This window comes from Rhodococcus sp. BE178, assembly GCF_050433545.1.
Lineage (GTDB): Bacteria > Actinomycetota > Actinomycetes > Mycobacteriales > Mycobacteriaceae > Prescottella.
Genome location: NZ_JBNPXA010000001.1, coordinates 328,690 through 351,539, shown reverse-complemented (window position 1 = coordinate 351,539; position 22,850 = coordinate 328,690). Strand labels below are relative to the sequence as shown.

At 70.0% G+C, this 22,850-nt stretch carries 26 protein-coding genes; 15 read left to right on the top strand and 11 right to left on the bottom strand.

The window, feature by feature from the left end:
* Positions 1 to 6: 6 nt before the first annotated feature.
* Together J2X34_RS01650 and J2X34_RS01645 are read left to right on the top strand one after the other, a co-directional pair.
* A complete protein-coding gene (locus J2X34_RS01650) occupies positions 7 to 768 on the top strand; it encodes a MerR family transcriptional regulator (RefSeq protein ID WP_114718960.1) in 762 nt (253 codons plus the stop codon).
* Positions 769 to 780: 12 nt separating this feature from the next.
* Entirely contained in the window at positions 781 to 1,815 is a 1,035-nt protein-coding gene (locus J2X34_RS01645; protein ID WP_114718664.1) for an alpha/beta fold hydrolase, read from the top strand.
* Between the two features lie 22 nt (positions 1,816 to 1,837).
* On the opposite strand, the gene purU is transcribed toward J2X34_RS01645, so the two are convergent.
* Complete coding sequence (gene purU / locus J2X34_RS01640; RefSeq protein WP_114718665.1) at positions 1,838 to 2,725, bottom strand: formyltetrahydrofolate deformylase; 888 nt, start codon at positions 2,723 to 2,725, stop codon at positions 1,838 to 1,840.
* Between the two features lie 17 nt (positions 2,726 to 2,742).
* Positions 2,743 to 3,585, bottom strand: coding sequence for a class I SAM-dependent methyltransferase (locus J2X34_RS01635; RefSeq protein ID WP_114718666.1), 843 nt, complete (start codon positions 3,583 to 3,585; stop codon positions 2,743 to 2,745).
* 37 nt (positions 3,586 to 3,622) lie between these two features.
* On the opposite strand from J2X34_RS01635, the gene deoC reads away from it, so the two are divergent.
* Positions 3,623 to 4,303, top strand: a complete 681-nt coding sequence (gene deoC / locus J2X34_RS01630; RefSeq protein ID WP_429515973.1) for a deoxyribose-phosphate aldolase — start codon at positions 3,623 to 3,625, stop codon at positions 4,301 to 4,303.
* A gap of 7 nt (positions 4,304 to 4,310) precedes the next feature.
* On the opposite strand, the gene J2X34_RS01625 is transcribed toward deoC, so the two are convergent.
* Positions 4,311 to 5,054: an LmeA family phospholipid-binding protein gene (locus J2X34_RS01625; RefSeq protein WP_429516171.1), complete on the bottom strand. Its 744-nt coding sequence runs from the start codon at positions 5,052 to 5,054 to the stop codon at positions 4,311 to 4,313.
* A gap of 140 nt (positions 5,055 to 5,194) precedes the next feature.
* On the opposite strand from J2X34_RS01625, the gene J2X34_RS01620 reads away from it, so the two are divergent.
* Positions 5,195 to 5,806: a type IV toxin-antitoxin system AbiEi family antitoxin domain-containing protein gene (locus J2X34_RS01620; protein ID WP_174912665.1), complete on the top strand. Its 612-nt coding sequence runs from the start codon at positions 5,195 to 5,197 to the stop codon at positions 5,804 to 5,806.
* Between the two features lie 89 nt (positions 5,807 to 5,895).
* On the opposite strand, the gene J2X34_RS01615 is transcribed toward J2X34_RS01620, so the two are convergent.
* The 3 genes from J2X34_RS01615 to J2X34_RS01605 are packed head-to-tail and all read right to left on the bottom strand — an operon-like array spanning position 5,896 to position 7,736.
* Positions 5,896 to 6,675 carry a class I SAM-dependent methyltransferase gene (locus J2X34_RS01615; RefSeq protein ID WP_114718669.1) on the bottom strand — a complete coding sequence of 260 codons (780 nt, stop codon included), beginning with the start codon at positions 6,673 to 6,675 and terminating at the stop codon, positions 5,896 to 5,898.
* A 5-nt stretch (positions 6,676 to 6,680) separates the two neighbouring features.
* Complete coding sequence (locus J2X34_RS01610; RefSeq protein ID WP_114718670.1) at positions 6,681 to 7,187, bottom strand: DUF2505 domain-containing protein; 507 nt, start codon at positions 7,185 to 7,187, stop codon at positions 6,681 to 6,683.
* A 45-nt stretch (positions 7,188 to 7,232) separates the two neighbouring features.
* A complete protein-coding gene (locus J2X34_RS01605) occupies positions 7,233 to 7,736 on the bottom strand; it encodes a DUF2505 domain-containing protein (RefSeq protein ID WP_429515972.1) in 504 nt (167 codons plus the stop codon).
* Positions 7,737 to 7,759: 23 nt separating this feature from the next.
* Here J2X34_RS01605 and J2X34_RS01600 point away from each other — a divergent pair, with 23 nt between their 5' ends.
* The 8 genes from J2X34_RS01600 to J2X34_RS01565 all read left to right on the top strand — a co-directional run bounded on the left by J2X34_RS01600 (position 7,760) and on the right by J2X34_RS01565 (position 13,942).
* The gene (locus J2X34_RS01600; protein WP_114718672.1) at positions 7,760 to 8,863 is read left to right on the top strand and encodes a UDP-N-acetylmuramate dehydrogenase; all 1,104 of its coding nucleotides are present in this window, start codon (positions 7,760 to 7,762) and stop codon (positions 8,861 to 8,863) included.
* Positions 8,864 to 8,915: 52 nt separating this feature from the next.
* Positions 8,916 to 10,100, top strand: a complete 1,185-nt coding sequence (locus J2X34_RS01595) for a L,D-transpeptidase (protein WP_114718673.1) — start codon at positions 8,916 to 8,918, stop codon at positions 10,098 to 10,100.
* A gap of 102 nt (positions 10,101 to 10,202) precedes the next feature.
* On the top strand, positions 10,203 to 11,015 hold the full coding sequence (locus tag J2X34_RS01590) for an alpha/beta fold hydrolase (protein WP_429515971.1): 813 nt from the start codon (positions 10,203 to 10,205) through the stop codon (positions 11,013 to 11,015).
* Between the two features lie 166 nt (positions 11,016 to 11,181).
* Positions 11,182 to 11,973, top strand: coding sequence for an ESX secretion-associated protein EspG (locus J2X34_RS01585; RefSeq protein WP_114718675.1), 792 nt, complete (start codon positions 11,182 to 11,184; stop codon positions 11,971 to 11,973).
* A 78-nt stretch (positions 11,974 to 12,051) separates the two neighbouring features.
* Positions 12,052 to 12,591 (top strand): YbaB/EbfC family nucleoid-associated protein, encoded by a 540-nt coding sequence (locus J2X34_RS01580; protein ID WP_114718676.1) that lies wholly within the window; start codon positions 12,052 to 12,054, stop codon positions 12,589 to 12,591.
* The gene (locus tag J2X34_RS01575) at positions 12,584 to 12,898 is read left to right on the top strand and encodes a WXG100 family type VII secretion target (protein ID WP_258557614.1); all 315 of its coding nucleotides are present in this window, start codon (positions 12,584 to 12,586) and stop codon (positions 12,896 to 12,898) included. Before J2X34_RS01580 ends, J2X34_RS01575 begins: the two co-directional genes overlap by 8 nt.
* A complete protein-coding gene (locus tag J2X34_RS01570) occupies positions 12,898 to 13,725 on the top strand; it encodes a hypothetical protein (RefSeq protein WP_114718677.1) in 828 nt (275 codons plus the stop codon). The genes J2X34_RS01575 and J2X34_RS01570 overlap by 1 nt, the downstream gene beginning before the upstream one ends.
* Positions 13,726 to 13,735: 10 nt before the next feature.
* Complete coding sequence (locus tag J2X34_RS01565) at positions 13,736 to 13,942, top strand: hypothetical protein (protein ID WP_114718678.1); 207 nt, start codon at positions 13,736 to 13,738, stop codon at positions 13,940 to 13,942.
* A 10-nt stretch (positions 13,943 to 13,952) separates the two neighbouring features.
* Here J2X34_RS01565 and J2X34_RS01560 read toward each other — a convergent pair whose 3' ends face one another.
* Together J2X34_RS01560 and J2X34_RS01555 are read right to left on the bottom strand one after the other, a co-directional pair.
* Positions 13,953 to 14,972: a DUF2804 domain-containing protein gene (locus tag J2X34_RS01560; protein ID WP_429515970.1), complete on the bottom strand. Its 1,020-nt coding sequence runs from the start codon at positions 14,970 to 14,972 to the stop codon at positions 13,953 to 13,955.
* An 18-nt stretch (positions 14,973 to 14,990) separates the two neighbouring features.
* Entirely contained in the window at positions 14,991 to 15,740 is a 750-nt protein-coding gene (locus J2X34_RS01555; protein WP_114718680.1) for an SDR family NAD(P)-dependent oxidoreductase, read from the bottom strand.
* Between the two features lie 322 nt (positions 15,741 to 16,062).
* On the opposite strand from J2X34_RS01555, the gene J2X34_RS01550 reads away from it, so the two are divergent.
* The gene (locus J2X34_RS01550) at positions 16,063 to 17,367 is read left to right on the top strand and encodes an ROK family protein (protein WP_114718681.1); all 1,305 of its coding nucleotides are present in this window, start codon (positions 16,063 to 16,065) and stop codon (positions 17,365 to 17,367) included.
* A 61-nt stretch (positions 17,368 to 17,428) separates the two neighbouring features.
* Here the strand turns inward: J2X34_RS01550 and J2X34_RS01545 are convergent, their stop codons facing one another.
* The 3 genes from J2X34_RS01545 to J2X34_RS01535 all read right to left on the bottom strand — a co-directional run bounded on the left by J2X34_RS01545 (position 17,429) and on the right by J2X34_RS01535 (position 20,623).
* On the bottom strand, positions 17,429 to 18,742 hold the full coding sequence (locus J2X34_RS01545; RefSeq protein WP_114718682.1) for a lipase family protein: 1,314 nt from the start codon (positions 18,740 to 18,742) through the stop codon (positions 17,429 to 17,431).
* A 32-nt stretch (positions 18,743 to 18,774) separates the two neighbouring features.
* Positions 18,775 to 19,782, bottom strand: coding sequence for a tocopherol cyclase family protein (locus J2X34_RS01540; protein WP_114718683.1), 1,008 nt, complete (start codon positions 19,780 to 19,782; stop codon positions 18,775 to 18,777).
* 67 nt (positions 19,783 to 19,849) lie between these two features.
* Positions 19,850 to 20,623 carry a PIG-L family deacetylase gene (locus J2X34_RS01535; protein ID WP_114718684.1) on the bottom strand — a complete coding sequence of 258 codons (774 nt, stop codon included), beginning with the start codon at positions 20,621 to 20,623 and terminating at the stop codon, positions 19,850 to 19,852.
* Between the two features lie 94 nt (positions 20,624 to 20,717).
* Here J2X34_RS01535 and J2X34_RS01530 point away from each other — a divergent pair, with 94 nt between their 5' ends.
* Positions 20,718 to 21,896, top strand: coding sequence for an MFS transporter (locus J2X34_RS01530; protein WP_114718685.1), 1,179 nt, complete (start codon positions 20,718 to 20,720; stop codon positions 21,894 to 21,896).
* Between the two features lie 22 nt (positions 21,897 to 21,918).
* Positions 21,919 to 22,827 (top strand): alpha/beta fold hydrolase, encoded by a 909-nt coding sequence (locus tag J2X34_RS01525; RefSeq protein ID WP_429515968.1) that lies wholly within the window; start codon positions 21,919 to 21,921, stop codon positions 22,825 to 22,827.
* Positions 22,828 to 22,850: the final 23 nt, after the last annotated feature.

Genomic DNA, 22,850 nt, shown 5'->3' with positions numbered 1-22,850 from the left:
CGGAACATGAAGGAATACCGCATCGACGACCTCGCTCGCGAGGCCGGTGTCAGCGTGCGGAATGTGCGGGTCTACCAGGATCGTGGTCTGCTGCCGCCGCCGCGCAAGGAGGGGCGCGCCGGTTGGTACAACGAGTCGCACCTGGCGCGGCTCAATCTCATCAGCCGGATGCTCGACCGTGGATACACGTTCGCCACCATCAGCGAACTGCTCACCGCCGCCCAGTACGGACTGCAGGTCCGCGACGTTCTCGAGACCGACGACCCGGGCGGACGGTGGAAGAAGTACCGTCGAGCCGCGAAACTGACGATGTCGGAACTGCGCCGGATGTTCGGCGAGCAGACCACCGAGGCCAACATCGCGCTCGGCACCCAGTTGGGTGTCCTCGCGAAGGCCGGCAAGGACTACTCCGTCGCCAACCCGCGGCTCATGGAGGCCGCCCAGGTCCTCGTCGACGCCGGGGTCCCACTCGCCGACATTCTCGAGCAGACCGAGGCGGTCCGCCGCGATCTCGGTGATGTCGCGGCCCGGTTCGTCGAACTGGTCTCCGACCGGTACCTCGCCCCCGAGGGCGGCACGCTCGACCTCGACCCGGCAACGGTCTCGGAGGTTGCGGCCCTGGTGAACCAGGTGCGCCCGCTCGCGCACGACGCGGTGCACGCGCTGTTCGCCGAGGCGATGGAGGAACAGATCTCGAAGGCGCTCGCGAAAGCCGCGAGTCAGCTCGAACAGGTTGCGCCCGAGTCGGACTCGACGCGCGCCGGCTAGAGGAACAGGGGAGTGGAAGTGGCTGCACGGAAGTCGCACAAGGCGCTGTGGACGTCGATCGGTGCCGTGGGAGCGGTAGCACTCGCGGGTGGTGCCGTGGTTGCGGCGCGGGCGCGGAACGCGTCGGCGACGGCAGATCCCGGAGACGAGGCAGCGCTGTTCGCCACTCCGGGGATCGAACCGGAGATCATCCCGGTCACCAGTGCCGACGGCACCGAGCTGCACGTGCGGGCCTACGGATCGCCCGACGCCGATCCGATCGTGCTCAGCCACGGCTGGACGTGTTCGTCCGACTTCTGGAATCCGCAGATCAACGCGCTGGCCGAGAAGTACCGCGTCATCGCCTACGACCAGCGCGGTCACGGCCGCAGTGACATCGGTCGGATTCCGCTGAGCCCCGACGTCCTCGCCGACGACCTGGCCGCCGTCCTCGCCGCCACGGTGCGCGACGGACGCAAGGCCGAGATCGTCGGGCACAGCATGGGTGGCATGAGCATCGTCGCATGGGCCGGCAAGTACCCCGAGCAGGTGGATCGGTACGCCAGTTCCGTGCTGCTGGCCAGCACCGGCACCGACAGCCTGGTCGCCGAGACCACGGTCATCCCACTGCCGCAACGCTTTCCGCGGATGCCGGTGCCCGTGGGCCGGGCGGTCCTCGGATCGGCCATGCCGATGCCGGCGTCCCCGATGACCACGCGCGCGATCAAGTACGTCGCGATGGCGCCCGGCGCGACACCCGCCGAGGTGGCGTTCTGCGAACGCATCGTCACCGGGTGTCATCCCCGCACCCGCGGTGGATGGGGCGCGGCGCTGAGCACCCTCGACATCAAGGACGGCCTGAAGAACCTGACGGTGCCGACCACGGTCATGGTCGGCACCGCGGACCGGCTCACACCGCCGTCACACGCCCGCCGCCTGGCGCAGGCCCTCGACGACGCCGAGCACCTCGACCGGCTGATCGTGCTCGAGGGCATCGGTCACATGACGTCGGTCGAGGCCGTCGCCGACTTCAACGCCGAGGTCGAGCGCCTGCGCAGCTCGAACTGACTGCGGCGTCAACCGACGTCCGTCAGCTGAAGACGACGGTCTTGCGGCCGTGCACCTGGACGCGGTCCTCCAGGTGCCACCGCAGGCCGCGGGCGAGGACCAGCTTCTCGATGTCGCGGCCCTGACGCACCATGTCCGCCACCTCGTCGGTGTGATCGACGCGGATGACGTCCTGCTCGATGATCGGGCCGGCGTCGAGCTCTGCCGTCACGTAGTGGCACGTGGCGCCGATCAGCTTGACGCCGCGCGTGAACGCCTGGTGGTACGGGCGGGCGCCGACGAACGACGGCAGGAAGCTGTGATGGATGTTGATCGCGCGGCCGGCCCAGTGCTCGCACAGCTCCGCGGGCAGCACCTGCATGAATCGGGCCAACACCACCGCGTGCGGGTCGTGCTCGTCGACCAGCTTGCGCACCTGCTCGAACGCGGGACCGCGCTCGGCCGGATCCTTCGGGAACGACACGTAGTGGAAGTCGACGCCGTGGCGCTTGGTGACCCGCTCGAGGTCCGGGTGGTTGCCGATCACAGCAGCGATCTCGCACTGCAGCTCACCGGCGGCGACGCGGCCGAGGATGTCGTGCAGGCAGTGGCCCTCCTTGCTGACCAGCAGCACGACGCGCTTGCGCTCGCCGGTGTCGGTGAGCGTCCACTCGGTCTCGGGACCCAGCTCGGCGGCCACCGCCGCGAACTTCTCGCGCATCTCCTCGAGGCTCAGGCTGATCGACGACGCACGCACCGCCTGCCGGGTGAAGAACCAACCGGTATCGGCGTCCGCGTGGTATGCGGCCTCGACGATCCAGCCGCCGATCTCGGCGAGGAACGCGGAGATGCGGGCCACGATGCCGGTGCGGTCGGGGCAACCCAGAGACAAGACGTAACGACGGTCGTCGGTCGAGGCAGCTGAACTCATGGGCCCAGTCTCTCAGGTCAGGGAAACCCGACGACCTTCGCCGTACCGACCAGCGTCGTGGCGTCCACGGTGTGCAGTTCGCGGTCGGTGATCAGGTTCATGAACTCGCGTCGCACCCGGTCGACCACGTCGGGCGCCAGGCCGGTGAGCGTTGCGCGTAACCCGCTGCCCAGCACGAAGTTCCAACAGAACTCCTCGGTCGCCGGGATCAGGTTCGACAGTGCGCGCACCTCGACCGCCTCGGTTCCGGCGTCGGTGAGCCACGCGCCCAGCTTGTCGGTGCTGTCGATCCGCTGCGCCGGCTCCATCTCGGTGGTGCGGTCGGGGAGCGGCTCGGGCAGGTGCCGTCCGAGCGCGTCGAGGAACGTCGTCGCGTACTCGCGCAGCGCGGTGTCCTGCCAGGCCGTGACGCCGACGGTGCCCCCGGGACGCACCAGACCGCACAGCCGTGCGAACGCCTGATCCATCTCGGGCAGGAAGAACACCGCGTACGAGCTGAGCAGGGCGTCGTAGCCGACGTCGGGGACGGTGCTCGGCGGCTCCCACGTGGTGGCGTCGGCGCACACGAACTCGATGTTGAGCAGCGCCCGGTCCGACGCCTTCACCCGGCCGCGCTCGAGCATCTCGTCGGAGAGGTCGACCGCGTGGACCAGCCCGGTGGGGCCGACGGCGAGGGCCGCGGGCAGCGCGGAGGCACCGGTGCCGCTACCGACGTCGAGGACCGTGTCACCCGGACTCAGTCGGGCCTGGAACACCAGCGCCTGCCCCGCCGGACCCCACACATCGGGGGCCACCAGGTCGAAGTCGGCGGCGGCCGCGTCGAACGTCGCGGCTATCTCCTCGGCGTGCGTGCCTGCCATACGACCGATGCTAACGAGCTGTGCCAAGCTTCGAGGCATGTCCGACATCGCGCTCAGCCGGTCCCGAGTCGCCGCCATGGTCGACCACACGCTGCTCAAACCGGAGGCGTCCGACGCCGATGTCCGGGCGCTGGTCGCGGAAGCCCGCGAACTGGGCGCGTACGCGGTGTGTGTGTCGCCGTCGATGCTGCCGCTGCGGACCGAGGGCGCGGGTGGACCGGCGGTCGCGACCGTCGTCGGATTCCCTTCCGGTAAGCATCATTCGCTGGTCAAGGGCGCCGAGGCGCGCCTCGCGGTCGAACAGGGCGCCGCAGAGGTCGACATGGTGATCGACATCGGGGCCGCCGTCGCCGGCGAGTACAACGCGGTCCTCGCGGACATCCTCACCGTTCGTGAGGCGATCGGCCCGGGACCCGTGCTGAAGGTGATCATCGAGTCGGCCGCCCTGTCGGACGAGGCGATCGTCGAAAGCTGCCGGGCCGCCCAGATGGCGGGCGCCGACTTCGTCAAGACGTCCACCGGATTCCACCCCGCGGGCGGTGCGAGCGTCGAGGCGGTGCGCCTGATGGCCGAGACGGTCGGAGGTCGGCTCGGCGTCAAGGCCAGCGGCGGCATCCGCACCGCCGAGGCGGCGCTGGCCATGATCGAGGCCGGCGCCACCCGGCTGGGACTGTCCGGTACCCGCGCCGTGCTCGACGGGCTGCCGGACCAGTCCTGACCGGACGTCAGAGTAGGCTGCAGCCGCTCTGCACGTTGGGGTCCTGCGGCGGCATCACGTACTGACCGCCCTCGAGGTTCAGGTCGACGGAGTTGTCCGTGACGGTCAGCGACGTGGGGGCCATGCCCAGCGGGTACTGCTGCAGGCTGTCCGTCAGGGTCTGCACGATCCCGTCGACGAGCGCCGTGGGCAGGCCGAGTCCGAGGATCTCCGCGCCTACCGTCTCGACGACGACCTCGCCGTTCTGCACCGACGGGCGCACCGTCAGGTCTGCCAGTCCCGCCGGACCGACGGCGAACTTCAGCGTCCCCGCTGTGGGATCGGAGGTCACCGAGCTGACCAGGTTGCCCAGCGATTGCGACTGCACGGTTGCCAGGATCCCAGCCGTCGACCACGTGACATCGGCGCTGGAACTGCCGATGGTGCCGCTGCTGTCGGGGGAGTCCGTGATCTTGATGTCGTTGGCGCGGGCGTGCACCTCCATCCCCTGAGCGGGGCCGAACGACGAGCCGGAGCTGTCGATCTTCACGTACGGAACGTCCTTGCCCACCATCTGCCACAGCACCGGCTTCCAGCTGAGGCTGACGTTCACGTCGGAGCCCAGCTGGCTCTGGAACTGCGACTCCATGCAACTGGTCGCGCGCTGCCTCAGGAACAGCTCACCGCCGACGAGTGCGACGACCAGCGCTGCGACCACGATCAGCGAGATCATGACCGCCTTGCGCCGCTTGGGCTTCGGGGGCGTGGGCATCTGGGGTGCGTTCACTGGTGCCGACATGAGAAGGATTCTCCCCGAAGACTCTGAACGGTTTCTGTGAATGGGGGATCGGTATGGACACCGGCTCCGCCAAAACTGTGATCCGCTGCATATCCGCGCAGTACTGTTGCTGCATGGCGGGCTGGACAGATCCGCGGCGAGAACCCACCCCTGAGGCGGGTGAGGATCTGCGTCGTCTTGCGCTCCGGCAAGCGGGGTATTTCACGACCGGGCAGGCGCTGCGTCTTGGTTGCACTGCCGAGGATATCGGCGGCCGCCTGGCCGAGGGGTCCTGGTTGCGGATCGAACGGGATCTGTTCCGGCTCGCCTCATTCCCGCGCACCGACCTCGAGGAGTACGCCAAGTGGTGTGCGTGGTTCGAGGGCGCCGCGGTGGTCTCGCATCAGAGCGCCGCAGAACTGCACGGCCTCGGCCATCTGCACCCCAGCTTCGTGCACCTGTCGACGACGGGCTCGGCACCCGCACCCACCCGCCGGCTTGCGCTGCACCGCCGGGAACTGCGACCCGAGGACACTGAACAGACCGGGACGTTCGGCATCACCACCCCGCTGTGCACCGCACTCGACCTCGCGACCGGCGGGATTGCGCAGGACCTGTTCGACGAGGTCGTCAGCGACGGCGTCGCGATCGGCCGCATCGACCCCGAACGCCTGCGCGCCGAATGCGACGGCCGGCCCGAACAGGTCGCCGAGCGGATCGAGCACGCGCTGGGGTCGTGCCGGTAGCGTCGCGGCATCGTGATCGGCGAGTTCCGTTGCGAGTCTGCATAGCTCGCGATCGGTGATGCCGGCGATCGGCGGGTGAACCGTACGCGCTACCGCCCGGGCCGGACGTAGCTCCACGGCACGGTGAGGACGCAGTCCCGCAGGCGGCGGCGCTGGGGTGCGACGGGGACGCCGAGGTCGGCGAGCAGATGCAGTGTCTCCCGCCACCGCACCCGTGGGCCGAACGGCGCCAGCCCGGCGGCGGTCGCCCAGGCGCGGTCGGCGGTGACGAGCAGGTCGTGGATGCGTTCGCCCGGGACGTTGCGGTGGATCAACGCCTTGGGCAGGCGCTCGGCGATGTCGCTGGGCCGGTCCACGCCGAACGGATCCCAGGCGAGCGTCAGCGAGCGCGGGCCGTCGCGGTCGAGCAGCACCCACGCGCAGCGGCGCCCGAGTTCGTCGCACGTGCCGTCCACGATCAGACCGCCGGGCGCGAGACCGGCGCGCAACCGGCCCCACGCCTCGTCGACGGCGTCCTCGGGGTACTGGCGCAGCACGTTGAACGCGCGGATCAGGGTGGGTCGAAGGCCGGCGAGTTCGAAGCCGCCGCGCGCGAAGCTCACGCCGTCGCGGCCCTCGACCACCCGGTCCGGGTCGATCTCGAGCCCCACGACGCGGACGTCGGGGCGCACCGTCCGCAGGCGGGACGCCATCTCGTACGTGGTGACCGGCATCGCGCCGTAGCCGAGGTCGACGATCAGCGGGTCGGGGGCGTCACGCAGCATCCTCGTGACGGCGGGGCTGTGCACGAGCCAGCGGTCGCTTCGGCGCAGCCGATTGATACCTGTGGTGCCGCGGGTGATGACGCCGACGGGTTTACCTTCACGCACGCCGGTTACTGCCGGGCGAGCCAGGTGGCCGTGACTTCGGCTTCCGTGCGGAACAGGTCGACCAGGTTCACCAGCATCAGCTGCTCGAGCTTGCCGCCGACGAACGGGATGAACACCTTCGCCTCCGACGACGTGCGCAGCGTGGACCCGGTGTCGGTGCCGAACAGTTCGATCGTGCCGGTGAGGCTGCCCGGTCCGCCCGGAATGGAGGCCTCGTAGGTGCCGGTCACGGGGTCACCGAACGGGGTGTACCGCTCCTTGCGGGTGATGATCAGGTCCTTCTTCAGCACGGTCTGCGCGATCTCCGGCAGGTCCTTGCGGGGCAGCACGTGGTGCAGCACCAGGTCGATGCCGCCGTCGTGGACCTCGTGTGAGACGAGGTTCCCTGCGTTGTCGGCGTACTTGCGCATCTCTTCCATCCGCGCTTCCCAGTAGTCCGGGTTGCCCAGCGCGGCGTACACCAGCTCGGCAGGGTGGTCGAACCTGGCGGAGTAGTCGATACGACGGGCCATGACCGGCAGATTACCGGCTGGTGCCCGGTCCGTTGGAGAAAGCGGCTACCCGGCCGAGGATGTCCACTGGCCGGTGAAGTCCTCCTCGGCGTCGAGGAGTTCGAGGATCTGACCGGCGATGACCGACTCGATCTTGCCGCCGATCAGCGGCATCTTGACCTCGACCTCACCCTCCATGACCAGCAGCGATCCACTGCCGTCCGCGGTGAGCGTCATGGTGCCGCGCAGCTGCCCGGGAGCGCCCTCGACCTCGGCGGAGAAGGTGCCCACGGCCCGGTCGCCCTGTAGTGCACCCCACGATTCGGTACGCGTGATGATCAGGTCACCGGGACGGATCTTGGTGACGACGGACGGCAGATGTTGGGCGGGGACGGCCTGCGTCATCGCCACGTCGATGGTGCCGTCACCGACGGTGACCTTGTCGAGCTTCGCGCCGGGCCCGCCCACCTGCTGCAGACGGGCATGCCAGTAGCCCTCGTCGGTGAGTGCGGCGTGCACCGTCGCGACGGGTTGGGGGTATTGCGCGGAATGCTCGATGTGTCGGGCCATGGACGGCACGCTACCGTTTCCACGTGTTGGATCCACTCATCCGGGGGCGCCTCGTCGACGCCGGCGCCCAGCTGTCCGAGCAGGTGCCGCTGTCGACCCTGACCACCCTGCGGCTCGGCGGCCCCGCCGCGGTACTGGCCGAATGCCCGTCCACCCGGACCCTCGTCGACGTCGTCCGCGCCCTCGACGACGCGCAGGTGCCGACGCTGATCCTCGGCGGCGGATCCAACCTGGTGATCGCCGACGACGGGTTCGCCGGCGTCGTGGTCCGTGTCGCCGACGCCGGGGTGGAGCTCGGTGACGAGACCGTGCTCGCGCAGGCCGGCGCCGCGTGGGACGACGTCGTCGCCAAGACCGTCGCCGCGGGCCTCGGCGGGCTCGAGTGCCTGTCCGGGATCCCCGGCTCGACCGGGGCGACCCCGGTGCAGAACGTCGGCGCGTACGGCGTCGAGGTGGGCTCGCTGCTGCGACGCGTGCAGCTGCTGGATCGCACCACCGGCGACGTGCACTGGGCGGAGCCGTCCGAGCTGGGCCTCGGGTACCGCACCAGCGTCCTCAAGCACCGCGACGACGCGCTGGTCCTGGCCGTCGAGATGACCGTCCGGCCCGACGGCTCGAGCGCACCGCTCGCGTACCGCGAACTGGCGTCGTCTCTCGGCGCCGAGGAGGGCGAGCGGCGGCCCACCGCCGAGGTGCGCGACGTGGTCCTCGGCCTGCGCCGCGGCAAGGGCATGGTGCTCGACGCCGACGACCACGACACGTGGAGCGCCGGGTCGTTCTTCACCAATCCGGTGGTCCCGGACGTGAGCCTGCCCACGATTCTCGACGCGATCCGGGCGAAGGTCGGTGCGGACGTGCGGATCCCGCAGTTCCCCGGGGAGGCCGGCACCAAGCTGACCAAGCTGTCCGCGGGTTGGCTCATCGAGCGTGCCGGGTTCGGCAAGGGCTACCCGGGTGCCGAGTCGCGGGTTCGCCTGTCCACCAAGCACACCCTGGCCCTGACGAACCGCGGGCAGGCCGTCACGGGTGACCTCGTGGACCTGGCCCGAACTGTCCGGGACGGTGTCGAGTCCGCGTTCGGGGTGCGCCTCGAACCGGAGCCCGTCACGGTGGGCGTCGTCATCTGATCGATGTCTGAGTGACGAAAGCCACTACCGTGCGGCGAGTACCGTTGAATCCGTGCATGATCAGGGGATTCGGTCAATTCGGACGCGTTTGCTGGCGGTGGTCGCCGTCCTGCTGGGTGTGACGCTGCTCGCGGGCTGCACCATCGCTACGGGTGGCGCCACGGACAGCAAGGCCGAGGCCGCCCCCGTTGCGGAGGTGGTCCAGACGCCGGCCGCCGGCGCGAAGGGCGTCAACCCCGTCGAACCGGTCTCGATCCGTGTCGACGGCGGCACGCTGCAGGGCGTCGCGCTCACCAATGCCACCGGCAAGGTGGTGCAGGGTGCGCTGAGCCCCGACGGTCAGTCGTTCACCGTGACCGAACCCCTCGGCTACGGCAGCACCTACACGTGGACTGGCACCGCAGTCGGTTCGGACGGTAAATCCGTGCCGGTCGCCGGCTCGTTCACGACCGTGGACCCGGTCACGACGACGTCGGTGCGCACCAACATCGCCGACGGTCAGGTCGTCGGCATCGGGGCCCCGATCATCCTCCAGTTCGACGGACCCATTGCGGACAAGGCCGCCGTCGAGAAGGCACTGAAGGTAACCACGAACCCGCCGACCCCCGGCGCGTGGGCGTGGCTGCCCGACGACCGTGGCGCGCGGGCGCACTGGCGGCCGGCGAACTACTGGGTACCCGGCACGACCGTCAACGTCGATGCCAATCTGTACGGCGTCGACTTCGGTGGGGGCGCCTACGGCGCGGGCGACGTGAGCCTGAACTTCTCCATCGGCCGCAGCCAGATCGTCAAGGCGAACGCCCCGAGCCATCGCATGCAGGTGGTCCGCGACGGTGTCACGATCATGGACATTCCCGTCAGTTACGGCGAGGGCAACGAGGACCGCAACGTCACCCGCAGCGGCGTCCACGTCGTCACCGAGAAGCACGAGGACTTCCTGATGTCCAACCCGCCGTACTACGAGAACGTCCGTGAGCGCTGGGCGGTGCGGATCTCCAACAACGGCGAGTTCATCCACGCGAATCCGGCCACGGTCGGGGTCCAGGGCGCATCGAACGTGACGAACGGGTGCATCAACCTGTCGCTGTCGGACGCCGAGGAGTACTTCGGCACAGCGATGTACGGCGATCCGGTGGAGGTCACCGGCACCCGCATCGACCTCTCGGCCGCGGACGGCGACGTCTACGACTGGGCGATCGACTGGCCGACGTGGCTGTCGATGTCGGCGCTCGCGTGAGTCTCGGGTGAGGCACGGCTGAGTCTCGGCTGGGCCGAACCGTCCTGACCTGTGTTGGCGGCGTGGGAAAGTCGACGGACTTCCGACGCGAGGAGATCCGCCGTGAGAATGCGCAGGATTCGGACGTTGACGGCGATGTGCGTGCTGGCACTCGCAGCGGTTCTGGCGGTGGGAGTGTCGCCGGCGACCGCCAAGCCCGTGCCGACCGTCGTGCTGGTGCACGGCGCGTTCGCGGACACCACGAGCTGGGATCCCGTCGCCGCCGAACTGCGAGGGCGCGGGTACAACGTCGTGGTGCCGTCGAATCCGCTGCGCGGACCGGCCTACGATTCGGCCGCGATCGAGAAGGCCCTCGCGGACATCCCGGGCCCGGTGCTGTTGGTCGGGCACTCGTACGGCGGTGCCGTCATCACCAACACCCATTCGCCCAACGTGGCCGGAATGGTCTACGTGGCCGGATTCATTCCGGCGCAGGGAGAACCGGCGATGGCAGCGCTCAACCCGCTCACGTTCCCCGGTAGCCAACTGGTGCCGCCGGTGCTGCAGGTGAAGGTGGTCGACGACACGACCAATCCCATCGGCAAGAACATCGACGGCTACATCGACCCGAGCCGCTTCCACGAGGCCTTCTGCCAGGATGTCTCCGACGCCACCGCAGCCGACATGATTGCCCACCAGCGGTCCATCGCACTGTCTGCGAACCTCGAGCCGACACAGGACCCGTCATGGCAGACCCTGCCGACCTGGGCGGTGATCCCCGGCCAGGACCGCGTGATCCCACCCGCGTCCGAGCGATTCATGGCCGCACGCGCGGGTGCACAGATCGCCGACATCCCCGGCGCCTCACACGCGGTGCTGGTGTCGCAGCCGGGACAGGTGTCGGACGCGATCGAGCGGGCCGCGGCGACGCTGTGAGCCTGAGCGCCCATTCCTCGGCCGATCCTGCGGATTCCCGCCCGGAACGAGAAGGAGTGGGCGCTCGTGCCGATCGCGTGGAACCGTCTCGGGTGCCGGCGCGTCTATTGTCGGTGGGCGACGTCTTCCGTGGGCGACGCTTGTGCACTCGGGGAGGGGTGACGGGGTGGGATTCGGCGAATCTGCCGGTGGTCGGACAGGGAGTGACTCGAGCTGGCGGTTCACCGGCCTCGAGTTCGAGGTCCTGTGGAGACAGTTGGGGCGGGACCGGCTGCCGTACCCGCTGCGGTTCCGGCCGACCGCGGACGACCGGGACGACCTGGATCGGCAGCGCCGCGCGGCCGCACAGTACTGGGCGCCGCGAGTCACCGAGACCCTTCACCACCACCTGACGGTGCTCGCCGAGCCCGACATCCGGCTCGAAGTGGCCGGTTTCGCCGGTGCCGGACTCGCGGCCCGGATACGCATGCACGCCGGAATTCGCGGCACCGGAGCAACACTGGCGATCCAGCTGCCGGGTGCCGACGCCGACACCGGCGGCGACGTGTTGATCCACGGGGTTCCGCCGATGCAGATCCCCCATGCCGTCGCGGCCGCCCTTCCCGCGGTCCCGGCCGGATCCCGCAGCGCACTGCGCTTCCGTCGCAGCGACCTCGATTCCGCCGGTGGTCCTCTACTCGTATCGGCCGGCGCCACCCGCCTTCGTGACGAGGCGCTGGGGCTGCTGCGGCGCCCCCGCACCGGCATCGGTGAGATCACCGCGTTTGCGGGCGTCGCATACGACGGTCGGCCCACGGCCGACGGAATCGGGCTGCACTGGCTCGACTTCGATGGCGACGGGCGCTACACGATGCGCGAAACCGGTGCCGTCGTCGTCGCACCGGCAGCCACCGTGGATCTGGCGGGAGAGATACAGCGCCTGGTGGAGGCGATCCGCACCCGCGTGCCCGTGCGCTGACGACTTCTCGGCCCGATGGAACCGATTCCCTCACGCCCGCGTCTATAGACAGCGAAGGGGAAGATCGGGAGGGACGCAATGACCGACAACGGTATTCGGGCCGACGCTCGAGACGCCGCGCGCGAGCAGTCGAGGGGTCGCAACGCCGCGCTGCAGGAGCAGATCGATGCTCTGCTCGCTGGGCTGCACGAGCAGACGGAGGCACTCGCGGTAGCGCAGGGGGCTGTCGCGAACACCACTGCCCAGGCGGAATCGCCGGACGGGCTGGTCCGGGTGACAGTCGACTCGTCCGGCGCGGTGGTGGCGGTGGACTTCGATCCGTCGACATTCACGCGAACGACGCCCGCACGGCTCGCCGATGTCGTTGCCGGCACGGCCCGGGCCGCGGTGGCCGAGGTACGCGCACGCATCGCGGAACTGATGGCGCCGGTCGCTGCACTGACCGCGAACCTCCCGGACCTGCCCGACCTGGTGGACGGGGCGCCGAGTATCCGGAACCTGGTCCCGACGGTGGCGACCGAGTTCGGCCCCGGCACCGAGCATCCGAGTACTCCGGCCCAGGACGACGACCTCCACGACTGGCGGGCACCGATCATGAGAGAGGCGCACCGTGGCTGACGAGATGCGGGTGGACCCGCAGCAGTTGCGAGGTGCCGCGCCGCACTTCGACGTCCTCGCCGACCGGCTCACCGATGCGCTGAGCGAGCTCGCCTCGACTCTCGACACGGAGGGCGCGAGCTGGGGAACGGATGCTCCCGGAACGGCATTCGCGTCCACGTACGTTCCGGGCGCCGACGGTGCCCGATCCGCGCTGCGGCACGTCGCGGAGGTGTTCGCGGGCGTCGCGGGCGGATTGCGGGACACCGCAGAGGTGTTCGAGCAGACCGATAGCGGACTCGCCGGCACGCTGGGGGGCGGTCACTGATGGGCATCGAGATCCCCGGTTCGCTGCGAACCGTCGCCTCGGTCGCGGTCGGGCAGGACTGGCCGGAGGCCGACGAGACGTCGCTGCGTCGACTGTCCGACGCGTGGGAGCTCGCCGCCGTCCGCCTCGATCGGGCCGGCGCCGACGGTGCTCGGTCCATCCAGCCGGCGTTGGACGCCCTGACCGGAGACGTGAACGACGCCGTCGCCGGTAGATGGCGCGAGGTCGGGGCCTCGGTCGAGGAACTCGCCGCCGCGTGCCGTCAACTCGCCGACTCGTGCGAGAGCACCGCCGCCGACGTCGAACACGCGAAGCTCTCGATCATCGCCGCATTGGGCCTGCTCGCGGTGGAGATCGCGTCGCTCCTCGCGGCCGCGGCCGGAACGTTCGGTGCGAGCGCGGCGGCCATCCCCGCAGCCGAGATAGCCACCCAGGTAACCGTGCGGATGATCCTGCAGGAACTCATCGGCAAACTCGGCCGCGAGATCGCGGTGGCCGTGCTCCGCGACGGGGGCCTGTCCGCCGGTATCCAGTTGATGCAGATGGCCGAGGGCAACCGGGACCGATTCGACATGGCCGCGCTCGGGAAGGACGTGTACGGAACCGTCGTGTCGACGGCGGTGTCCAGTCCGCTCGGAAGTTCGCAGGTCAACGATCTGCTCGTGGACGGGATCGCGAATGTCGCCGAGCGCAAGCTGGTCTCAGCGGGGCAGGACATGGCGGCCGGCATGATCGGTGCGCATGCCGGGGAGGATGCCAAGGCCGCACTCGGGCAGCAGCCTCCGGCCGAACCGCCCAGCGCCGCAAGCTCGTTGAATATGAACTAGGAGGTCTCGGGTGCAGACGACGCCGACGGTGGGCGTGGCTCCGGAACTGGTGATCGCGGTGTGCGTCGTCGCCGTGGTCTTCGTGGTGCTCCTCGTCCGAGAGATCCGCAGCTACACCGCGATGCAACGAAAGCATCAACGTCGGCTGTACGGCAAGGACGACGACGGCGGCCCGCAGGAGGAAGCGCCGGCCACACCGTCCTATCGGGAGTGGTGAGCGCGACCGTTCACCAGCGGTTGCGGACCTCCTCGGCGAATCCGAGGAGGTCGGTGACCTCGACCCGGCTGCCGTCGTCGAGCACGACATGCCCGGTGAACCGGCCGAACACCTGGTGCTGAATGGAGCGCAGCACCTTCAGGTCCGTCGACGCCGCCCGGTCGATGATCGGCTCGAACGTCATCTCGAAGCGCCCGTCGTTGCTGCTGAACTTCCAGGGGGCGCCGTCGAAGGTGCCCTCGGGCAGGTGGAACGTCACCCGGTCCAGCTTGTGCGCGACACCGTTCACGAACACCATGTTCTCGCTCGCCGCGGACGTGTCGCCGAACCCGTATCCGATGTTGAAGCCGAACGTGCGGTCGTCGACGACACCCGATGCGGACCCCCAGTACCAGACGTTGTCGTAGGTCCACACCCCACGACCCCAGTCGAACACACCGAAGGCGGTCTCCGGATCGAAGTCGAAAGTCTCTGTACCGACAGTGATCTCGCCACTCGCGGGCATGCAATTGATCTTCTGGTTGTAGTAGAACGCCTTGTAGTCCTTCGGGAACGGCGTCGCGATCACCATGCGGTCCATCGGCGGCTGCGTCAGATGCAGCTCGCCCCGCAGGCCGCGACCGCCGTCGAAACCGGGATGGTCGATGCTGAGCACCCGTCCGCCGTCGACGTGACGGAACGCGATCCGCATCTTCCGGCGGTCCACCACGACATCGCCGTCGTCGGCGCTCGCCGGCAGGCCCATCCGGCCCATCGGGAACGGCAGCATGACGTTCTCCGTGCACTCGCATCGGCCGCGGAAGTCGAGCCACGACACGCCCAACAGGCCCATGTAGCTGTTGTCGGCGACCGTCAGCGCCAGCCCGTAATCGGGGGTGAGGACGCAGTAGTAGTCCCACTCCTTGATCCGCCACGACGGCGCCGCGACGGCATCGCGGTCGTAGCGACGGGCCTCGGCGCTCGCCCACCCCGCCTCGGCGAGGCGCCCGCGCGCGTCGAGAAGCGGACCCGGCCGCAATCGGTGCTGCATGCCGCGAGGCTACCGGGACTAGCCGGTGGTGCGGTGGAAACGACCGGGTTCGGCCTGATCGCGCGGCTTGACGATGATCTGGTCCAGGTTCACGTGCGGCGGACGGGACGCGACGAATCCGATGATCTCGGCGATGTCCTCCGCCACCAGCGGGGTGATGCCCTCGTACACCTTCGCCGCGCGCTCGGCGTCGCCGTCGAATCGCACCAGCGAGAACTCGGTCTCCACCGCGCCCGGCGCGATCTCCGTCAGCCGCACCGGCTTGCCCAGCAACTCGCCGCGCAGGGTGCGGTGCAGGACCGCCTGCGCGTGCTTGGCCGAGGTGTAGCCCGAACCGTTGTCGTAGGCGGAGAACGCGGCCACCGACGTGATCGTGACGATCAGGCCGTCGCCCGAGTCGATCAGCTTGGGCAGCAGCGCTTTCGTGACGCGCAGCGTCCCGAGGACGTTGGTCTCCCACATCCAGCGCCAGTCGTCGAGGTCCGCCTCGAGGACCGGCGCGAGGCCCTTCGCGCCGCCGGCGTTGTTGACGAGCAGGTCGACACGGGGGAGCACCGCGCAGAATGCGTCCACCGAGTCCTCGTCGGTGACGTCCAACTCGAGTGCGGTGCCGCCGATCTCGGCGGCGATGGCCTCGAGCCGGTCCAGCCGGCGGGCGCCGAGGACGACGTGAAATCCCTGCTCGGCGAGGGTGCGGGCGGTGGCTTCCCCGATGCCGGAGCTCGCTCCGGTGACGACGGCGACGCGGGTGTCCGGTGACAGGCTCATGGCTCGATCGTAGTGCCGACACGAACCCGGGGTGGGGGACGGGCTGGGGGTATGCGCGCGCAGATGCTAGCTTGATCGTCATGTCGTCCGGTATTTCCTCCGCACCGCGGGTCACCTACGTGACCGCCGCGCTGGGGTCCCGGCTGCCGCTGGCTCGGGAACTCTGTTGTCCCTGCCGCGCTTCCCTCAGCTGACTCCGCGCTGCCGGCACCCCCGTTCGTGCTGATCGTCCGCCCCACCGGTCGGACCTGATCTCCGTCGCAGCGCGTCACCCGACCGCGTCGACAGCCGTCCCCTCCCGGGGCGGGGCAAGGACAGACTCATGCTCACTGCAGCGCCTCACGCCACCCGAACGAGACCCGTGACCGCTCGCACCACCACGTCGAGAACCCCACGTTCCGGGGCGGCCCGCCCCGCCACTCGACCTCGAATCGTGGCTCCCACCCTCGGGATCGCCGACAGCCCGGCCGCCGCGGTGTTCCGTGTCGCCGCCGGCGGCGGACCCCTGTCACGCGACGAGGCAACGCGCGCAACGGGTTCGAGCATCGCGACCGTCAACCGGCACGTGTCGGCGATGCTGGCGGTGGGACTCCTGCGCGAGCGGCCCGACCTCGCCCCGGCGGGCACCGTCGGCCGCCCCCGCATCCCGTTCGAGGTGGACCACGAGTCCTACCTCACCGTCGGCATCCACATCGGCGCCGTCGTCACCAGCGTGATCGCGTCGGACCTGCGGGGCAGGATTCTCGGCGCAGTCGAGATCCCGACGCCACGTGGGGCGTCGGGGTCGGCGCTGGCCACCATCACCGGCAGCGCACGCAGTTTCGCGGCCCGCTGGCACCGGCGGCGCCCCCTGTGGGTGGGGGTGGCACTCGGCGGTCGTGTGGACCCGGAGACCGGTGTGGTCGATCATCCCCGCCTCGGCTGGACCGACGCGCGCGTCGGTGACGTGGTCGGGGCCGGGTTCGGACTGCCCGTATCGGTCGCCGCCCACGTCGAGGCGATGGCCGCGTCCGAGTTGCTGCTGACGCCGCAGCGCGCCGACAACACCGAGGTGAGAGGTAGCGGGCTGTACTTCTATGCACGCGAAACTGTCGGTCTGGCACTGACTCTCGATGGGAAGGTGCACACCCCGAGCGCGGGACCCGGGTCGATCGCGCACCTGCCCACCGGCTCGGATGCGCAGTGCGACTGCGGGGCCACCGGGTGCCTCGAGGCCGCCGTCAGTGATCGCGGCGTGCTGCTCGCGGCCCGCCGCGCCGGTGTCCTGCCCGGCGGCGACCCGCTGCCGCCGATCGCCGCGCTGTACCGCGCGGCGCGGGCGGGTTCGGCTCCGGCGCAGGAGATCCTGACCGATCGGGCGCGGACTCTCGGCCGGGCGGTCGCGATGCTGCGTGACCTGTTCAATCCGGACCGGGTGATCCTCGGCGGGCAGGCGTTCACCGACTATCCCGAGGCCGTACCGCAGGTGGCGCAGGCTCTGTCGAGCGCCTCCCGGGTGGGCGGGTCCGACGTGCGGATCACCGGATTCGGCAATCGGGTCCAGGAGCACGCGGCCGGCGTCGTCTCGCTCAGTTCGCTGTACTCGAGTCCTCTGACGGCCATGCGGAAGGCGACCGTGCAGATCTGATCCGGACGGCCCCGACCGGTCAGTAGTACTGCGCCTGCGTGGTTCGCGCCAATCGGCTTCCTCATCGCCGCGCCTCCTCGAACCTGCCGACGAACCAGTCGACGTTCTGCATGCCCAGCAGCTCGGTGCCCACCCGCCACGGGTCTGTCAGCACGTCCGACATTCCGCAGACGCTCGGGTCGACCGTGACCTCGGTGCCGCCGGCGCGGTACGCCGCGACGAGCTGCTCGACGTCCGAATAGGGCACCAGGAAGTCGTCGCGGCACGACGTCATCAGCACCGGCGCCTTCGGGGCCTGAAGACCCAACCGGTTCTCGGCGTACGCCCGGGCGAACACCGGATTGTCGGCGGGCCGGCCGTGCGTGTACAGCGCGGACAGCGGCACGAACGGCATGAGCAGGTACGTCTGCTGGCACGTGCGGTTGAAGACGTCGGCGATCTGCCGGCCGAGCGGTGTCAGCTCCTGGTCGAGATCGATCTCGGGGTAGCGGGCCGCGTAGCCCAGCGAGTTCGCGAACACGAAGCCCGCGCCGATGCCGCCGTCGGCCTTGCGTTCGAACGTCGCGCTGTCGACCACCATCGCCTGCAGCACGGTGCCGACGACATTGAGTTCGGGTGCGTACGTCGCCTGCTTCTCGGCCGCGAACCCGGCCGCGACACCACCACCGGCGATGCCGTAGATGCCGACCGGGGTGTCGGGGGAGAAGCCGGCCGCGGGTAGCGCGAGTGCTGCCCGCAGTCCGTCGAGCGTGGCGGCGCCGGAGAACTGTCCGATCGAGAAGCCGTTGGGGGTGGGGTCGCCGTCGTTGGCGGTGTCGCTCATCATCACGGCCCAGCCGTTGCCGAACATCTGCGCGACGGGCCCGAGCGCGGAGAACAACGAGGGGTCGTCCTGGTCACCGCCGGTCCACTGGGTGCTGGGCATGCAGCCGGGGCCGAGGCTGTCGTTGGCCTCGGAGTAGCCGATGAGCTTGCGGTCCTGCGGAGCGGTGCCGTCCTCGGGGATCATCAGCATGCCCGTGCTCACGGCCGCCGACCCATCGAAATCTGTTGTGACGTACATCAGCTGGTAGCCGCGCACGTGTCCCGGCTGCACCCCGTACACCTGGACCGTCGCGGGACGCGCCTTCAGCAACGTGCCCGCGGGTGCGTCGCCGACCGGTGGCGCCTGGTACCAGGGATCGGATACGGGATGGCGGGCCTGCCACTTCTCGAACGGGGCGATCCGGCCGTCGGTGAACGTGCTGACCACGAACGGGCTGAAGACCTCGTCGAGGCCGACCGGGTTCGGTGCGGCCGCCACCGCCGGCGCACCGGCGAGCAGGGCCGCCGCGGCCACTGCAGTCGCGAGCAGCGATGTTCGAAGCTTCTTCAAGATCCCCCCAGGAGGTAATTCGGTTCGGTTTGCTACTGCTGCGTCGACCCCCGACGCCGCGATTCCGCCTGTGCCCGAGCGATCCCACCGTGCTCGAGGCCTGCCAGGCGTGACTCACCCGACCAGGCACATCGATTGTTGTGACGGACCGTTACGGATAGATTGCCGGCGAGGTGCTCCAACGCGCCCGGGATGTTCCGGCGTTGCGCCGGTAGCGGCACCGGCAGGACGTGCGCGGCGCCCAGCGGTGCGTGCCCCTCGATCTCGACGGACCAGCGACGGTTTCCGCCGCTCAGCCGCCAGGTTTCGTCACCCATCTGCGCCCGGATCGGGGAAGTGAGCGGATTGCCGAGCCACACGAGGGTCCCGTCCGGCAGCAACACGACGACGGCCGTGATCGCGGTGCCCAGCGGTCCCGCATCGACCTGGCCGCCGGCGAACGCGACGCACGCCCGCGGATCGTCGAACGCCTGGGCCTGCCCCCACCACCAGGCCGCCGGGAAACCGCCACGGCCCCAGTTCTTCTCGCAATAGACCTGGGCGCCGTCGAGGTCCCACCGCTCGTCGCCGACCACCGCCCAGCCCTCGGCGCGGCCGCCGAGCAGCCACGGATGCCAGTACTGGTTGAGCGCGGGCACGGTGTGGAACACGCTCGATCCACCCAGACGACGGCGCGGCCACGGGACGGGAGCGGTGATGCGCACGTCGAGTTGCGCGTCGGGTCCGAGGTCGACGCGGAGCCGGTCCGCGGTGCCACGGAACACGTCACCCGCGACGGCACCGAGTCGGTCGGGGTCGGCACGGCCTTCGGGATGGGCCGCGGTGCGCAGGAACCCGCCGGGGTGCGCACCGAATCCGAGCGTGGCCCAGTGCCCGTCGTCGGCGCGGTTGATCCCGGCGAGCGCAATCAGCACCCGTCCCGTCTCGCGTTGCGTGAACCGCCAGAAGTAGCCCTCCATCGCGACGTCGTGCGCGGCCAGAGGGTTTCCGAACGGCAGGTCGGCGCCGGTGCTGCGGTACCGCGCGAGGAGACCGGGCATCCCGCGATGCTAGGTCCGTGTGACCCGTCGGCGCAGGAAGTTGTCGGTATTCGACTGCAGCATCCGACTACAGCGGAAGAGCGGTCTCCGTCAGTCCGGCCGGCGCACCCCGCCTCCGGAACCACTCCTGCCCGAACGCGGCCTGCAGTTGCTCTGCCGGCATCTGCAGGAACGGGCCGAAGTCGCCGATCTGCGTCTGGTGGGCATGCATCGCGGCACGCTTGGCGTCCAGCGCCGCGGTGACGTCGACGACCGTGGTGATCTCGTCGTCGGACAGGCCGAAGGTGTCGAAGTCGGGCGGGGTCGCTTCCTCGCTCCACTCCGGGTTCGCCGCCATCATGCGCCGGATGTGATCGCGGCTGACCGCGGCCTCATAGACGTGCGGGACGTGCGCGAGCTCGGCCGCGCGCACCCCGACATGGTGGACCTGAACGTGATCGGGGTGCCCGTACCCGCCGTTGGGGTCGTAGATCGTCAACACGTCCGCGGACTCCTCAGCGAGGATCTCCGCGAGCCGCGCCGCTGCGGTGTCGACGTCGACGTTGCAGAAGGCGTCCGGATTCGCGTTCTCCGGCGTGCCCGCCATCCCCGAATCGGCGTAGTGCAGCATCACCACCCGGTGCGCGCCCAGCACACTCGTCGAGGCCTCGAGCTCCCGGCGGCGGCGCTGCGCGAGCGTCTCCCCGTCCGCGAGTAGCCCGTCGGGCACCTCGCCGAGCGCGCCGTCGGTGGCGGTGACCACGACGACTCGGTGGCCGGCGTCCGCCGCCTGCCGCATCACCCCGCCCGTCACGAACACCTCGTCGTCGGGGTGGGCATGGAAACAGACCAGAACGCTCATGCGGAGAATGCTTACACGCTGGTCGCGCTGCGGGGCAAGGGTGCGAAACTCTCCTCGGACAACTGCTTACCGGCCGTCAGGAGACACACCGGCAATGATCGGCACCTACCGGGAGATCTTCTCCGCCCGCGGTTCCGCCGCGTTCTCCGCCGCCGGGTTCGTCGCCCGCCTGCCGATCGCGATGGTGGGCATCGGCATCGTGACGATGCTGTCGCAGCTGCGCGGCGACTACGGGCTCGCCGGCGCGCTGTCCGCGGTGTTCGCGCTCGCGTACGCCGCGATCACCCCGCTCGTGTCCCGTGCCGTCGACCGCTACGGGCAGCGTCGCGTGCTGCCGGCCGCCTCGGCGATCAGCGCGTGCGCCCTGGGCGTGATGCTGCTGTGCGTGCGATTCGAGGCACCCGATTTCGTGCTGTTCCTGCTCGCGATCCCCGCCGGGTGCATGCCGACGATCGGTGCGATGGTCCGCGCCCGCTGGACCGCGCTGTACCGCGGACAGCCGCAGCTGCGCACGGCGTTCGCGTTCGAATCCGTCCTCGACGAGGTGTGTTTCGTCGCCGGCCCGGTGATCTCGGTCGGTCTGTCGGTGGCGCTGTTCCCCGAGGCCGGACCACTGCTGGCGCTGATCCTGCTGGTGATCGGCACCTTCGCCCTGGTCGCGCAGCGCGGCACCGAACCGGCGGTGCGTGACCGCAGCGAGCATGTCGACGGCTCGGTGGTCCGCAACCCGGCGATGTGGGCGCTCGTGGCGGTGATGCTCGGGATGGGCACCATCTTCGGCACCGTCGACGTCGTGAGCATCGCGTTCGCGACCGAGCGCGGCACCCCCGCCGCCGCGACCGTCGCCCTGGCGCTGTTCGCGGGCGCATCCGCAGTCGCCGGCGTGGTGTTCGGGGCGCTGCGTCCGGGTGCGGCGCTGCGCCGCCAACTGGTGTTCGCGACCGCCGCCGTCGCGGTCCTGCTGTGGCCGCTGTTGCTGGTCGATTCGATCCTCACCCTCACCGGGGCGCTCGCGCTCGCCGGCATCAGCGTCGCTCCCACCATGATCGTGGCGACGACACTCGTCGAATCGGTGGTCCCGCACGACAAGCTCACCGAGGGCATCACCTGGACCGTGACCGGACTGGGTGTCGGCGTGGCCGTCGGATCCGCGCTCGCCGGGCAGATGATCGACCATTTCGGCACCCGCGCGGGCTTCGCGGTGGCCGTCGCGTCGGGCGCCGTCGCGTTCGTCGTCGCGCTCGGTGCGTACCTCCTGCGCCGCGCGAAGTGAGCGGTCCCCTTAGGGTGACCGCATGGCCATTCGTGAAACCGTCGGCGTCGACGGCACCACCCTCGTCTATCGAACGCTCGGTAGTCCGGATGCGCGCCCGCTGGTGCTGCTGCACGGCTGGGCGCAGTCGTCGCGCTGCTGGGGCGACGATGTCCTCGCCGCGCTGTCGGCGCAGTACCGGGTGATCGCCGTCGACCTGCGTGGCCACGGCTACTCCGATGCCCCGGCCGCCGGCTACGACGACTCCGCGAACTGGGCCGGCGACGTCGACGCGGTGCTGACGGCGGAGGGCGTCACCGCGGGCGCGGTCCTGCTGGGCTGGTCGTACGGCGGCCTGGTGATCTGCGACTACCTGGCCGCGCACGGCACCGCGGCCGTCGACGGCGTGGTGTTCGTCGGCGCGATCACAAGCATCGGCCGCGGCCAGGCGGGCGGCGCGGTCGGTTCTGCGATGAAGGCCGCGATCCCCGCGGCCATGGCCGAGGATCCGGGCACCGCGATCAAGGCGCTGGGCGGCTTCGGCACCGCGCTCACCGGCCCGATCGGCGATGACGACGGCGCCAAGGGTGCGTGGTCGCAGTCACTGTTCGGCGCGAGCCTGTCCACCCCGCCTCGGGTGCGGTCGGCGCTGTTCCGGCGGTCCGTGAGCCACGACGACGTGCTGCGCGGCCTCGACGTCCCCGCGCTGGTGTTGCACGGCACCGCGGACACCGTCGTCGACGTCTCCGCAGGTGAGCACGCCGTCGCGCTGATTCCGGACGCGACCGGGTCGTACTGGGAGGGCTGCGGGCACGGTCCGTTCGTGGAGGATCCGGCTCGGTTCGTCGGCGAGGTCCGGGCGTTCTGCGACGGGATCAGCGACGGGATCGGTGCCGGAAAACCGGGAGAGGTCCCGTTCTCCGAGAGCGCATCCGGGGCAATTACCTCATGACAGAGCGACAGGGCAGTATGGAC

Excerpts from the sequence above, each read along its gene's own strand:
- J2X34_RS01570 (WP_114718677.1), top strand. The coding sequence starts at position 12,898 with ATGGGCATCGAGATCCCCGGTTCGCTGCGAACCGTCGCCTCGGTCGCG.
- J2X34_RS01580 (WP_114718676.1), top strand. The coding sequence starts at position 12,052 with ATGACCGACAACGGTATTCGGGCCGACGCTCGAGACGCCGCGCGCGAG.
- J2X34_RS01625 (WP_429516171.1), bottom strand. The coding sequence starts at position 5,054 with ATGCCCACGCCCCCGAAGCCCAAGCGGCGCAAGGCGGTCATGATCTCG.
- J2X34_RS01530 (WP_114718685.1), top strand. The coding sequence starts at position 20,718 with ATGATCGGCACCTACCGGGAGATCTTCTCCGCCCGCGGTTCCGCCGCG.
- J2X34_RS01560 (WP_429515970.1), bottom strand. The coding sequence starts at position 14,972 with ATGCAGCACCGATTGCGGCCGGGTCCGCTTCTCGACGCGCGCGGGCGC.
- J2X34_RS01525 (WP_429515968.1), top strand. The coding sequence starts at position 21,919 with ATGGCCATTCGTGAAACCGTCGGCGTCGACGGCACCACCCTCGTCTAT.
- J2X34_RS01635 (WP_114718666.1), bottom strand. The coding sequence starts at position 3,585 with ATGGCAGGCACGCACGCCGAGGAGATAGCCGCGACGTTCGACGCGGCC.
- J2X34_RS01540 (WP_114718683.1), bottom strand. The coding sequence starts at position 19,782 with ATGCCCGGTCTCCTCGCGCGGTACCGCAGCACCGGCGCCGACCTGCCG.
- J2X34_RS01555 (WP_114718680.1), bottom strand. The coding sequence starts at position 15,740 with ATGAGCCTGTCACCGGACACCCGCGTCGCCGTCGTCACCGGAGCGAGC.
- J2X34_RS01650 (WP_114718960.1), top strand. The coding sequence starts at position 7 with ATGAAGGAATACCGCATCGACGACCTCGCTCGCGAGGCCGGTGTCAGC.
- J2X34_RS01610 (WP_114718670.1), bottom strand. The coding sequence starts at position 7,187 with ATGGCCCGTCGTATCGACTACTCCGCCAGGTTCGACCACCCTGCCGAG.
- purU (WP_114718665.1), bottom strand. The coding sequence starts at position 2,725 with ATGAGTTCAGCTGCCTCGACCGACGACCGTCGTTACGTCTTGTCTCTG.
- J2X34_RS01620 (WP_174912665.1), top strand. The coding sequence starts at position 5,195 with ATGGCGGGCTGGACAGATCCGCGGCGAGAACCCACCCCTGAGGCGGGT.
- J2X34_RS01605 (WP_429515972.1), bottom strand. The coding sequence starts at position 7,736 with ATGGCCCGACACATCGAGCATTCCGCGCAATACCCCCAACCCGTCGCG.
- deoC (WP_429515973.1), top strand. The coding sequence starts at position 3,623 with ATGTCCGACATCGCGCTCAGCCGGTCCCGAGTCGCCGCCATGGTCGAC.
- J2X34_RS01550 (WP_114718681.1), top strand. The coding sequence starts at position 16,063 with ATGCTCACTGCAGCGCCTCACGCCACCCGAACGAGACCCGTGACCGCT.
- J2X34_RS01535 (WP_114718684.1), bottom strand. The coding sequence starts at position 20,623 with ATGAGCGTTCTGGTCTGTTTCCATGCCCACCCCGACGACGAGGTGTTC.